Annotated in this window: 13 protein-coding genes and 1 tRNA gene; 9 read left to right on the top strand and 5 right to left on the bottom strand. The window is 54.4% G+C overall.

The genetic code is table 11. From position 1 onward, the window contains the following. The gene (locus MWU61_RS12975; RefSeq protein ID WP_247128807.1) at nt 1-153 is read right to left on the bottom strand and encodes a hypothetical protein; all 153 of its coding nucleotides are present in this window, start codon (nt 151-153) and stop codon (nt 1-3) included. A 164-nt stretch (nt 154-317) separates the two neighbouring features. On the opposite strand from MWU61_RS12975, the gene MWU61_RS12970 reads away from it, so the two are divergent. Further along, the gene (locus MWU61_RS12970; RefSeq protein ID WP_247128806.1) at nt 318-884 is read left to right on the top strand and encodes a shikimate kinase; all 567 of its coding nucleotides are present in this window, start codon (nt 318-320) and stop codon (nt 882-884) included. Further along, a complete protein-coding gene (gene aroB / locus MWU61_RS12965; RefSeq protein ID WP_247128805.1) occupies nt 881-1,993 on the top strand; it encodes a 3-dehydroquinate synthase in 1,113 nt (370 codons plus the stop codon). Before MWU61_RS12970 ends, aroB begins: the two co-directional genes overlap by 4 nt. A gap of 6 nt (nt 1,994-1,999) precedes the next feature. Here aroB and MWU61_RS12960 read toward each other — a convergent pair whose 3' ends face one another. Continuing rightward, a complete protein-coding gene (locus MWU61_RS12960; protein ID WP_247128804.1) occupies nt 2,000-4,489 on the bottom strand; it encodes an ATP-binding protein in 2,490 nt (829 codons plus the stop codon). A 42-nt stretch (nt 4,490-4,531) separates the two neighbouring features. Then, complete coding sequence (locus MWU61_RS12955) at nt 4,532-5,035, bottom strand: oxidoreductase (RefSeq protein WP_247128803.1); 504 nt, start codon at nt 5,033-5,035, stop codon at nt 4,532-4,534. A gap of 314 nt (nt 5,036-5,349) precedes the next feature. Between MWU61_RS12955 and MWU61_RS12950 the strand changes: the two genes are divergently transcribed. After that, entirely contained in the window at nt 5,350-5,964 is a 615-nt protein-coding gene (locus MWU61_RS12950) for a response regulator transcription factor (RefSeq protein WP_247128802.1), read from the top strand. A 6-nt stretch (nt 5,965-5,970) separates the two neighbouring features. Here the strand turns inward: MWU61_RS12950 and MWU61_RS12945 are convergent, their stop codons facing one another. Continuing rightward, on the bottom strand, nt 5,971-7,290 hold the full coding sequence (locus MWU61_RS12945; RefSeq protein WP_247128801.1) for an ATP-binding protein: 1,320 nt from the start codon (nt 7,288-7,290) through the stop codon (nt 5,971-5,973). Between the two features lie 45 nt (nt 7,291-7,335). On the opposite strand from MWU61_RS12945, the gene MWU61_RS12940 reads away from it, so the two are divergent. Both MWU61_RS12940 and MWU61_RS12935 read left to right on the top strand, forming a co-directional pair. Then, nucleotides 7,336-8,244 (top strand): MBL fold metallo-hydrolase, encoded by a 909-nt coding sequence (locus MWU61_RS12940; protein ID WP_247128800.1) that lies wholly within the window; start codon nt 7,336-7,338, stop codon nt 8,242-8,244. A gap of 86 nt (nt 8,245-8,330) precedes the next feature. After that, nucleotides 8,331-8,405 (top strand) — tRNA-Asn (locus MWU61_RS12935). Nucleotides 8,406-8,461: 56 nt separating this feature from the next. Here the strand turns inward: MWU61_RS12935 and MWU61_RS12930 are convergent. After that, on the bottom strand, nt 8,462-9,292 hold the full coding sequence (locus MWU61_RS12930; protein ID WP_247128799.1) for a nitroreductase family protein: 831 nt from the start codon (nt 9,290-9,292) through the stop codon (nt 8,462-8,464). A 117-nt stretch (nt 9,293-9,409) separates the two neighbouring features. On the opposite strand from MWU61_RS12930, the gene MWU61_RS12925 reads away from it, so the two are divergent. The 4 genes from MWU61_RS12925 to MWU61_RS12910 are packed head-to-tail and all read left to right on the top strand — an operon-like array spanning nt 9,410 to nt 12,564. Continuing rightward, nucleotides 9,410-10,123, top strand: a complete 714-nt coding sequence (locus MWU61_RS12925) for a 2Fe-2S iron-sulfur cluster-binding protein (RefSeq protein ID WP_247128798.1) — start codon at nt 9,410-9,412, stop codon at nt 10,121-10,123. Then, nucleotides 10,123-10,464 (top strand): succinate dehydrogenase, encoded by a 342-nt coding sequence (locus tag MWU61_RS12920; RefSeq protein ID WP_247128797.1) that lies wholly within the window; start codon nt 10,123-10,125, stop codon nt 10,462-10,464. The genes MWU61_RS12925 and MWU61_RS12920 overlap by 1 nt, the downstream gene beginning before the upstream one ends. Beyond that, nucleotides 10,461-10,802, top strand: a complete 342-nt coding sequence (gene sdhC / locus MWU61_RS12915; RefSeq protein WP_247128796.1) for a succinate dehydrogenase, cytochrome b556 subunit — start codon at nt 10,461-10,463, stop codon at nt 10,800-10,802. Before MWU61_RS12920 ends, sdhC begins: the two co-directional genes overlap by 4 nt. Nucleotide 10,803: 1 nt before the next feature. Continuing rightward, nucleotides 10,804-12,564: an FAD-binding protein gene (locus MWU61_RS12910; RefSeq protein ID WP_247128795.1), complete on the top strand. Its 1,761-nt coding sequence runs from the start codon at nt 10,804-10,806 to the stop codon at nt 12,562-12,564. Nucleotides 12,565-12,586 lie beyond the last annotated feature (22 nt).

The following is a 12,586-nucleotide window of genomic DNA, read 5'->3' as shown; positions in this document are numbered from 1 at the left end:
TCACTCCAGATCCAACGTCACAGGTTCCACGACCTGAACCCGTGGTGGGGCAAAATCACCGGGGAAGAATATCGGACCTACATATGCGTAGCCGATCAAGCCGATCGCAGCCAGAGCTGTCAAAAATACCAGTGCTTTGATCAGTCGCCACATAGATTGCCTCGAAATTGTGTTAATTGCCCAATGTTACGGTTATCGACCCGCATTTGCTTGCGTTTATATATGGCCTTTTCGGCAAGATCACGCCATTGAATGATATAAATCATGATTAAGCGGGTCACAGCCGATGACCTGCCTGAATATACAGCGGACCAGACATGTCTCAAGCCACTGAAGATGCATATTGCCTGAAAAAGACTGTTGTTCTGGTTGGAATGATGGGATCGGGAAAAACGGCCATTGGCAAGGCGTTAGCGGCCCAGCTTGATGTGCCATTTCTGGATAGTGACGCTGCCATTGAAGAAGCCGCCGCAATTTCAATCGCCGAGATTTTTGAACGCGACGGTGAAGCCTTTTTTCGTAAACGCGAGGCCGAAGTGATTGATCGGTTGTTGGCAGGCGATCCGTGTATTCTGTCTACAGGCGGTGGCGCATTCCTGACTGACACAGTGCGTGCCGCGATTGCCGATAAAGGGGCTGCCGTCTGGCTTGATGTCTCTTTGAACATTTTGTGGGAACGGGTTCGCAATAAGGATACGCGTCCGCTTTTGCGTACTGACAACCCACGCCAGACGCTGTCCGATATTTTTGATGTCCGCGTGCCTGTATATGCGCAGGCCGGTATACATATAAAAATTACGGACAACGCATCCATTGAACAAACGACCGATACGGTTGTGAAAACCTTGTCTCAATACCCAGACCTGCTGGAGAAATTGTCATGACGACGACACCGCGTACCGTTTCCGTTGATTTGCCCGGCCGCGAATATGACATCCAGATTGGGCCGGGTGTATTGGCGCAAGCTGGACCGCGTATCGCCGAGATGACGCGCCGCCCGCATGTCACAATTATCACGGATGAAACCGTGGCGGGGCTACACCTTGCGACGCTGCAAGCAAACCTTGAGGCATCCGGTCTGACCTCTGCAGCGCTTGCCTTGCCTGCGGGTGAAGCGACAAAATGCTGGGCCCAGCTGGAACGTTCTGTCGAATGGCTTTTGTCCGAAAAAGTTGAACGTGGCGATATCATCGTGGCCTTTGGCGGCGGGGTGATCGGTGATCTGGCTGGCTTCGCAGCCGCAGTCTTGCGGCGCGGGGTCCGCTTTGTGCAAATCCCGACAACGTTGCTGGCGCAGGTCGATAGTTCGGTTGGCGGTAAGACGGGTATCAACTCTCCGGCGGGCAAGAACCTGATCGGCGCATTTCATCAGCCAAGTTTAGTGCTTGCGGATACTGATCTTCTGTCAACGCTGGAAAAACGCGATTTCCTTGCGGGGTACGGCGAAGTCGTCAAATACGGCCTGTTAGGCGACGCGCAGTTTTTCGATTGGCTGGAAAGCAATGCGCCGGGCATGGCGGGCGGCGATATGGCAGCACGTGTACAGGCGGTGACGCGGTCGTGCGAAATGAAAGCCGATATCGTCAAGCGCGACGAGACAGAGCAGGGGGATCGTGCTCTGCTGAACCTTGGACACACGTTCTGTCACGCCCTTGAAGCTGCGACTGGGTATTCTGATCGGTTGCTTCACGGCGAAGGTGTCGCCATCGGCTGCGCTTTGGCGTTTGAACTGTCATCCCGTCTGGGCCTGTGTAGTCAGGAAGACCCAAGCCGCGTGCGCGCACATCTCAAAGCGATGGGTATGAAGACCGATCTTGCGGACATACCGGGCGATTTGCCTGGGGCAGAGGCGTTGTTGGATCTGATGGCACAGGACAAGAAGGTGCTTGATGGCAAATTGCGGTTCATCCTTGCCCGCGGAATCGGTGATGCTTTTATCACCAGCGATGTGCCATCCGATGCAGTGCTGAAGGTCCTGAAAGACCAACTTTAACCCAGCCTAACTGCGCTCTAAAAGCCCTCGTTTCGTGTCCTGCCATTCTGTCGGTAACTCTTGCAAAGCATGGCCAACGAAGGTCACTTCGCCCGCGCGTGCTGCAACCGACAAATCTGACAGGCTGTTGGCGAATGCTTTGGATTGGAACGTAGCGGCACTGCCAGCGATTTTGTGGGCTTGATCGGCGATGTCGTCTAACGGCAAACTAGACGTCTGGGACCATTCCACAAAACTGTCGGTCTCAGAAATGAACCGCTTGAGCATTTTGCCGTAGGCTTTTGAACGGTACACATCGCCTTGATCCCTCGTTTCGGCATCAGGCACAGTCTGCAGTTCGGTCGATCTAAGAACGTCCAAAAGGCTGTTCTTTGATAGCGGTTTTGTCAGCGTTGCGACCATCCCGTCTTCTTTGAATGCCGCTTGGTCTTCGGGCAGCGCGTGCGCGGTAAGGGCGACAATCGGGGTTTGCGCAGACTTGCCATGGCCAGAACGGATTTTGCGTGCGGCAGTGCGACCATCCATCACGGGCATGCTGATATCCATGAAAATCAGATCAAAACGGGTCTCGGCGGCGGCTTCTACGCCTGATTTGCCGTTGTGCGCCTCGACGACTTTGTGACCAGCATTTTCCAACATTTCGCGGGCTAGGATCCGGTTAATGTCGTTATCATCAACCAACAAGATCGAAAGGATGGTGCTTGGTGGGACTGTTTTGGGTGTGGCATAGACATCCACAGGCTTTTCGGCTTGCGGCATCGGTAATATGACTTTGAATACACTGCCTTTCCCAACTTCCGTTTCCACCGAAATGACACCACCAAGCGCATCGACAAACCGCTTCGCAATACTCAAGCCCAAGCCGGTGCCGCCCACTTCGCGATCAAATGCCGCGTTACCGGTGACAAAGTCGTCGAAGATACGATTTGCCAGCTCTTCGGTCATGCCGGGACCGGTATCTTGGATGCAAAATACGATGTTGTCTGATGAAGTCGCGTTGTTGTCACCGATTTCGGCTGTCACAAGAACCTCGCCAGCGCGGGTGAATTTTACGGCGTTACTGATCAGGTTGATCAAGACTAGCTGTACCCGATCCGGATCGGACAACACCCAGTCGCGGCTTTCACCGATCCAGTGCCACCTTAGCGTGGTATCCGACGACACGGCCATTGCGCTTTGGTTATCAATGATATCCTGAACCAGAATGCTGATATTCATGGGGTCAGTCGTGACCTTCAGTTTGCCCGCGTCATAGCGCGTAATATCCAGCACATCTGAAATATGGCTCATCAGCAATCGACCAGAGGTTTCCATATTGCGCATGTAGCGATCTTGCTGAGATGTCAGTTCAGTATCCTGCATCAGCGACAGGTTACCCAGTAACCCGTTCAATGGCGTGCGGATTTCGTGGCTCATCGTTGCCACAAAATCGGTCTTGATCTTTTCGCCTTCAAGAGCTGCATCGCGCGCCGTGACGAGTTCCTGTTCGGCGGCTACAACACGAGAAACATCGCGTACGAAAACGACGTAGATTTTGCTGTCGTGAAGCTCTGCCGCTTGAATCGACAATTCAATTGGAAACACGCTGCCGTCTTTGCGTGATGCGTCCATACGGCGGCGACCTGCACCGATCATATGCTGAAGCCCGCCGCGACTGACGCGCTGTAGTCCGGTGCGTTGTTCATTCTGAACTGTTTTGGGGGTAATGATGTGGGCAACATCCTGACCGATGGCTTCGGCGGCTGCGTAGCCAAAGATTTTCTCTGCGGCTTGCGAAAACTCGATGATCTCGCCGTAATCGTTGCTTACGATGATCCCGTCCAGTGACGTTTCGATCACTGTGTTCATACGGGTCGCGATTTCTTTCTGCGCGCGTTCACGGGTAATATTGATCGTATTCAATCGGTTGAGATATAAAATTGATGTGGCGAGCGCCCCCACAAAAACCACCAATGCCACGGCCAATTGCGCCACTGTTCCGGCGACGGCTTCGCGCTGTCGGTCCGCATTTGCAGCGAAAATCGACAGACCGGCATTCGACAATCCCCGAACTGTGGTGCGAGCGTCCTGCGCGAGGGTTTTCAGGGCGTCCTGTTGGGCAATGAAATCTTCGTCGGAAAGATCAACAATGGTGACTGCTTCGTTCAAGAAGGTACGGGTTAGGGCGAGTTGCGACGCGAATTGATCAGATTGGCGCAGCTTTTCGTAAACTTCCGCGACTTCAATCGTGTTCACACGACTATAAAAAATGTCAAAACGCCGTCTGATCCGATCCGGTGGTTCTTCGAATAGGTTCACGGCGTTTACAAAATCGAGGAACTCAACCTCGGTCTGGGCTAGCGACCATTGCGCATTATCGGATCTTGCGGATCGCAGGCTTTGCATTTCGCGCGCAACATTGTTTGCTAACAAACCAATCGCGATAAGCGCAGCCAAACCGGCCAGACCCGCAAGGGTCCGACCGGTTCGGGTTCGTGTGTGAGTGGTTGCTGGCACAAGACCGCCCCAAAGGTTCAAGAAATATTTGTACCTACGGGGTTACTTGACGACAGCTATTCTGTCGAGTTGCCAGATACTGCGGGAATATATGACCTCGGATCGATATTCCGATGCGCTGTCATACGGGTAGATGATCCAAAGTGGCCCTTTATCACGGATCGACATGCGCTCGCCGTCCATTAAATAGGCCAGTATTGGCCCGCCTTCGATCGCGTCAGTTACAGGGATTTGCACTGAATAATCGTTGATAGCAGTTGCTTGCAACGATCCAGTTGTTGTCCCCAGAACATCGGCCAGTAAATGAAGCGAGACACCTTGGAAAACACTGACACCATCCGTCCAAATGGTGCTGGTTTCTATTTGCGTGTCATCCAAGGCTTCCAACATGGCGTAATCGAATTGCAGCGTTTCGCCTACGTTGGTCTGTGCGATGTCGCCACCCACCGTGAGGATAACATCCCCGACCGGTGCCAAGAAATCTTCTGCAGCTGTAATTGTCGGTCCGCAAATGGCTGCAAAAGCGATGGGTAATAAAAAACGCACGTTAGTCTCTCTTCTATCGGTGCATCGACTTTGGCACTAAATCGGCAATCGGTAAAAAGAACTTAGGGATAAGGGGATACCCAGAAGGGTAGGTTTTGTAGGCATAATCACGTTTTAGTTGATTGTATTTTTACTTTACCTCGTCATCGTTCTCAACGAAGGTGTGGGAAATCATTTGGTTGGCACATAGGTTGTAACGACAAAATAGGCGTGCATGCCTACCTAGAGTTGTATCGGTTTTATTTCCCCATGATGTTGTTTGATGATTTGATGTATGTTCGTGTCACGGACGCGGGTGTCGCTAAAGGATTGATATGAAAGTTCTTATTGCAGACGACCATGAACTCGTCAGGGATACCTTGGCGATGTTTCTGGATATCGAAGGTGGGATAGCCAGTGATCTTGCCGGTACATTCGAAGAAGCGACACGAAAACTTGATCAGGATGGCCCGTTCGATTTGGTGCTGCTCGACTTCAATATGCCCGGAATGAATGGTCTTGAGGGGCTTAAGACGGCCATCGCGTCTGGTAACGATCAGCGTTTTGCATTGATTTCAGGCGAAGCGACCCGCGAAATTGCCGAAGAAGCATTAGAGCTGGGTGCAGCCGGTTTCATCCCCAAATCCTTGCCGGCCAAATCGTTGGTCAACGCTGTGCGGTTTATGGCGATGGGTGAACGTTACGCGCCTGTTGAATTTATGACAGCCGAAGAACCCGCGACGCCGCATCCGATTGCTGATCAGCTGACCAAGCGCGAATTGCAGGTGCTGCGCGGTTTGACCGAGGGTAAGACGAACAAACAGATCGCCCGCGATCTAGAGGTGCAGGAACCCACCGTCAAACTGCATATCAAGAACACGTACCGTAAAATTGGTGCGCCAAACCGCACTGTCGCGGCACTTATCGCCCGAGAATCAGGTTTGTTCTGACGCTGGCTATCGAGCCAGAACCAAATCCGCCTTTAGTCCGCCCAAGTGTTCGCTGTCGCCCAGCCGCAGCATGCCGCCATGCGTCCGCGCTATATCGCTGACTATCGACAGGCCAAGTCCCACGCCGCTACCTTTGTTTTGGTTACGCGCCGGGTCTAGTCTGACGAAGGGACGTGTCGCTTCATCGCGTTGATCTGCTGGAATACCGGGGCCATCGTCCTCTATAGTGAAGCGAAGGCTGCGATCTGTGACGGACAGGCTGATCTCAGCTGTTTGGCCATAGCGCAGCGCATTTCCGACAAGATTGTCCAGCGCACGCCGGATCGCATCGGGGCGCATCGCGATGCTTGTCCCTGCGGGAGCCGTTTCAATGCAGGTCAATGCAAGCCCGCTGCGTTTCGCGTCTTCCATTACCGCATCAAGCAGATCAACCGGATCGGTAGGTTCAAGCACATCTGCAGCGTCGCTGCGTGCGAAATCAAGAAATCCGTCGAGCAACTGCTGCATTTCATCGACGTCTTTGATCAGCGGTTCGACGTCTTCATTATCCAGCATCGACAGGCCAAGCCGCATACGTGTCAGAGGCGTTCTCAGATCGTGACTGACGCCTGACAGCATCATCGTCCGGCTTTGCGTTTGGCGTTCAATCCGGTTGCGCATATCCAGAAACGCCATGCCCGCAGCGCGGACTTCAAGCGCACCAGTCGGATTGAAATTAGTCATACGGCCTTTACCGTAATCTGTCGCGGCTGCTGCCATTCGTTTGATCGGGCGCAGCTGATTGCGCAAAAAGAAATAGGCGATGGTCGTCATGACTGCGCCCATCACAACCATGATAACCAAAAGCTGATGTGGATTAGACGCCGAAACACGGTTGCGACGGAATGAAACCTCGAGCGGTCCCTTGTTTGTCTCTAGCCACAGCGTCACAACCCGTCGTTCAGCGAGCGAAATACGCAGGACGTCGGGGACCTGTTCGCGCAGGTTGGTAATCACTTTGCGACCCGTCAGGTCCTGAAACGGTTTAACATCGTCGGGCAGCATCGGGCTGGCGGGCAGGGTGGTGGTTAGCTCTAGTCCTGTTGTTACGCGATCAAGCGCCACGCGGGCCGCTTCGTAATCGACAGCGCCGTTGACTTGGGATTGCAGGAACCGCAACTCAATCGCCATGGCACTGGTCATTGATTCCGTGACACCGTCAAAGTGGCGTTGAATAAACACCACCGACACGAGCAACTGCAGCGTCACAACCGGCAGCACCAAAATCAGGGCGGCGCGGCCATAAATGCCACGCGGCATTGCGTTTTTGATCCAATCTAGAAACATTGCATCAGGCTAACCCGCCCAGCGCCAAACAAAAAGTCACAAGCGATGCCAGATTCAGATTTTCCCGCCAAAGCCGGTCAACTTACGATGTTAGAACCAGACTTGGGTCTCGTTTTGGCGCCGAACCCGTCGCCTATGACTGGGCCTGGCACCAATACGTATCTATTGGGTGGTGAAAGCCTTGCGGTCATTGATCCGGGCCCAACAAGTGACGCGCATTTGGCAGCATTAATCACCGCAATCGATGGTCGACCTGTCAGCCATATTGTCGTCACGCATAGCCATTTGGATCATTCACCGCTCGCCAAGCCATTATCAGATCACACTGGCGCGCCTGTTATTGCGTTTGGGGATACCTATGCGGGGCGCAGTGCTGTGATGACGGCGTTGGCAAAGGATGGCATGGCAGGTGGCGGCGAAGGGCTGGATCTCGACTTCGCACCCGATCAGCTGGTCAAGGATGGCGATGTGATCAAAGGGCAGGGATGGGACCTGTCGGTAATCCACACCCCCGGACATCTGGGGAATCACATCGCACTCGGGTGGAATGACGCGATTTTTGTGGGTGATCTGGTGATGGGGTGGTCAACCTCGCTGGTGTCACCGCCCGACGGGGATATGACAGACTTTCTGACGTCATGTGCGCGGCTGCGTGAAATCCCTGCAAGGGTGCATTATTCCGGCCATGGCGCGCCAATCACAACCCCGCATGACCGCCTAACCGAACTGATCAACCACAGAGAATCCCGCACCGCCCAAATTCTGGCGACGCTGCAAGACGGTCCGCACAGCGTCAGCCAAATTGTGACGGCAATCTATACTGATTTGCACCCGCGCCTTCATGTGATCGCAGGGCGGAACGTATTCGCCCATCTCGTTGATTTATATGTGCAAAAAAAAGTTGGTGTGGATGGAGAGCTGCATCCAGAAGCCGTCTTTTCGCGGACTGACTGACAGGGAAATTGCAAGAAAAGTGAAAAAAGCAATTTAACCCTCTGGACGCGCCGAAAACGCATCGTTATAGACCGCGCATACAGTGTTCCGACGTAGCTCAGCGGTAGAGCAGTTGACTGTTAATCAATTGGTCGTAGGTTCGATCCCTACCGTCGGAGCCAAAGAATTCAAGGGCTTAGTGAGAAATCACTAAGCCCTATTTCTTTGGTAAATCATGCTAATCCAGATTAAATCCCTTGGCGCGAATGAACGCTCCGAAGTCAGCCCGCTCGGGTGCGCTGTATTGGCGAACCTTGTCCGTAGACCATCCGTATCCTGCTGCCGTTCCGAAACGCTCTTCATAGCGTTGTTGTGCGTAAGGCTGGGTCAGGGCGCGATCCGTATCATAGGCATTGACCGTCTGTTGAAGGTCCGTTTCTTGATACGTGTCCTGATGAACCGTCGCCGCCAATGGCAGACGTTTTGAAATCACCTTGGGTGCCGCTGGATATCCGACGGCTAAACCAGCCACTGGAAACACATGTTGCGGAAGATTCAAAAGTCGCGACACAGCCGCCGCCTGATCCCTGATTCCGCTGATAGGGCAGCATCCAAGCCCGATTGATTCCGCAGCAGTCACAAATGCGCCCAGCGCGATGGCTGCGTCCACACTCGCGTTGAAGAAGGCATCGAGGTGATCATTCGCAAACGGTATGTCGTGCCAAGCGTGGTTCAATCGCTGGCGACGGTTGTTCCCGCAGAAGACGGCGATCATCGGCGCATTCGTGACCCATGGTTGCGTCGTGACCATGTCGGCCAGTTCCTTGCGCGGCCCCGCAGATGTCATCAACACAATATCGCGCTGTTGCAGATCGCTTTTTGTCGGGGATGACAGGGCAACGGCGCAAAGCGTTTCAAGCACCTCTGTTGGTACACGTTGATCTGTAAAGGCACGACACGATCCACGGTCCACCATACCTGCCAGAATCTCCTCACCCTGTAATTGATCAGGTATATCTGTGTGATCCTGAAACCTTGACTGAAGGGCAGAGTGCAGGTTGGTTGTCATGCGCGGATAGCTTTCTGTCAGTAACGCTTACAGTTTAGTTAAGTGTTATATGGATTTATAAAGCACAGCTATTTTGGTAAGTATGCAGCGCGGCTGACCAATTGGGAAGTGTAGGGCATGACACCATCGACGTTGAAAGTGACCATTGCGCGCGGTGCGGCGGGCGACGACACGTTTGATGTCCCTGCGGCGGCTAATCAGACCGTTCTGGATGTCGTGTCGTGGATTCAGCAAAACGCCGATCCGACCTTAAGCTACAGGTTCGCGTGCCGCGTCGGGATGTGCGGAAGCTGTGCCATGATGGTCAACGGTGTGCCGAGCTGGACCTGCCGGACGCATATATCGAAGGTTTTGCAGGGGGATACGGTATCAATTGGGCCGCTGCGGAACTTGCCTGTGATCAAAGACTTGGTCGTCGACATGGATCCCTTCTTTGACAAATGGGTCGCGGCAGAAGGGGTGCACCACCCAACAGCGACACGTGATGATCCCATCGCCCCAGTAGATGAAACATCTGCCGGACGCGTTGTCGCAAACGCAGGGATCGAATGTATCAATTGTTCCGTCTGTTACGCGGCCTGTGACACGGTCACGGGCAACGAAGATTACCTTGGCCCGGCGGCGCTTCAACGGGCGTGGACGGTGTTGAATGACGCCAAAGACGGGGACAAAGCGGCAATCCTTGATGCGGTTTCCGGTCAGGGTGGATGTCACAATTGTCATTCCATGGGGTCATGCACTGCTTATTGCCCCAACGACCTTGACCCGATGACGGCAATCGCCGGATTAAAACGGGCCACAGCTAAATCCTTTTTCAAAAGGGGGCGCTGATGCTGACATTGCGCCTTTACATGTTGCAACGGATCACAGCGCTTTTGATGGCCCCGTTGGTTATTGGACATCTGGCCGTGATGATCGTCGCCGTCCAGGGCGGGCTGAGCACGGCCGAGATTCTGGGGCGGACTCAAGGCTCTGCCGCGTGGTTCCTGTTTTATGGCACATTTGTTGTCGCCGTCTGCATTCACGCCGCAATCGGTTTGCGCGTCGTTGCGCATGAATGGGGCGGGCTGAAGGGGCATGGCCTTGACGCCTTCATGTGGGTCACCGGTCTGGGGCTGTTTGCACTAGGCGCGCGCGCGGTCTGGGCCGTGACATTCGGAGGGGCGCTATGAAAATGCCGCCACGCGCCCATCCTCTTTGGCTTGCCTATATTTTGCATCGGGTCTCAGGCGTGGCGTTGGCTATCTTTTTGCCGCTGCATTTCTGGGTACTTTCCATGGCATTAAACGATCCGGCGAGGTTGGACGGGTTCCTGCAATTGACCGACTACACGGTTGTGAAGCTCGCGGAATTTGGTCTCGTGTTTGGGCTTGCGGTGCATATGTTTGGCGGTTTGCGCCTTGTGGCGCTGGAATGGCTACCGTGGAGCCCGCCTCAAAAGACATTGGCTGCGGGGGCTGCAGCGGCGTCATTTTTGGTCGCAACATTGTTCTTGATGAAGGCGCTGTAAAATGGGTTTGACCGATATTGATCGCCACGACACGGATATCTTGATCATCGGCAGCGGTGGCGCGGGTCTTTTCGCGGCATTGCACGCGCAGCAGACAGCGCCTGAGGGGACAAAGATCACAATCGCTGTGAAGGGGCTGATCGGGAAATGTGGTTGCACACGGATGGTGCAAGGCGGCTACAACGTGGCGATGGGCGGTGGCGACACAGTTGAACGGCACTTCATGGACACGATCAACGGGGGCAAATGGCTACCCAATCAGGACATGGCGTGGCGATTGTGTGAACAAGCCGTTGTGCGGGTCCGTGAGTTAGAGAACGAGGTCGGGTGCTTTTTTGACCGTAATCCCGATGGCAGTTTGCATCAAAAGGCATTTGCAGGCCAAACGGCAGATCGCACCGTCCACAAGGGTGATCTGACGGGCATCGAGATCATCAACCGCTTGATGGAAGAGGTGCTAGCGAGCGGTGTCGAGAAACTACAAGAACACCGCGCGATCGGGCTGATCCCCACAAAAGACGGATCGGCGCTGGCGGGGGTTTTGTTTATCGACATGCGTACCGGCGGGTTCCGCTTGGTACGGGCCAAGACGGTGCTGATGGCCACGGGTGGCGGGCCTTCCATGTACAAGTACCACACACCGAGCGGCGACAAGACGATGGATGGCTTGGCGATGGCGCTGCGTGCGGGGCTCAAGCTGCGCGATATGGAAATGGTGCAGTTTCATCCGACGGGCCTGCTGGCCGGCGACCATACACGCATGACCGGTACGGTACTGGAAGAAGGATTGCGCGGGGCAGGTGGTCAGTTGATCAATCACGCCGGAGCGCGGTTTATGTTTGATTACGACGCAAAGGGTGAACGCGCCACGCGTGATGTCGTCAGCCGCGGTATCTACGCGGAGATGCGCAAAACCAATGATCCCGCACAGGAAGGCGTCTTTATTTCGATGGCGCATCTGGGGCCGGACAATGTGCGCAAGAAATTCAAAGGCATGGTGTCGCGCTGTGCTGACAGCGGTTTTGATTTGGCAGCAGGTAAGGTCGAAGTCGTCCCAACCGCCCATTATTTCATGGGGGGCGTTGTGGTTGATGTGGACACCCGCACGGAGATGGAAGGGCTCTATGTGGCAGGCGAAGATGCGGGCGGCGCACATGGGTCCAACCGTTTAGGCGGCAATGGCGTTGCGAATTCAACTGTCTATGGCGGGATCGCAGGTGACGTGATGGGGCGCGATATCCGGCAAATGCCGTCACTGCGCGATCCGGATGAGACAGTTCTTGCTGCAGAAATCGCACGCGCGATCCATCCGTTGGACCGTAAACCTGCCTTGGTTCATCCCCTGCGCCAAGATCTTCAAAACGTCATGTGGGACGACGTGGGTGTCATGCGGACAGCGGCTGGATTGAAACGCGGCTTGCAAGGGATCGCAGCTGTGTCGGATCAGCTAATGGACGTAGGCGTGGCAAGCGATACGCTGGCGTTTAACCTGACGTGGCACGATTGGCTGAACTTGCGGTCACTGTGCGATGTTTCTGAGGTGATCACCAAAGCGGCGATGGCCCGCGAAAATTCGCGCGGGGCGCATTTCCGTGAAGACCACCCCGAACCGGGCGCGATGGAAGACAGTGATTTCACAGTGGCGCAGCAAACTGGCGATGCAGTCAACGTCACACGCGAACCTGTTCAATTCACAATCGTGCGTCCGGGCGAGACGATCTTGCCCGATGATGCGCCAGAAACTCTCGTGGCTGTGCCATGACCCGTACAACAAAGGACATCAG

Source organism: Loktanella sp. F6476L (genome assembly GCF_023015725.1).
In the GTDB taxonomy this organism is placed as follows: domain Bacteria; phylum Pseudomonadota; class Alphaproteobacteria; order Rhodobacterales; family Rhodobacteraceae; genus Yoonia.
This window is presented reverse-complemented; position numbering and strand designations above follow the sequence as displayed.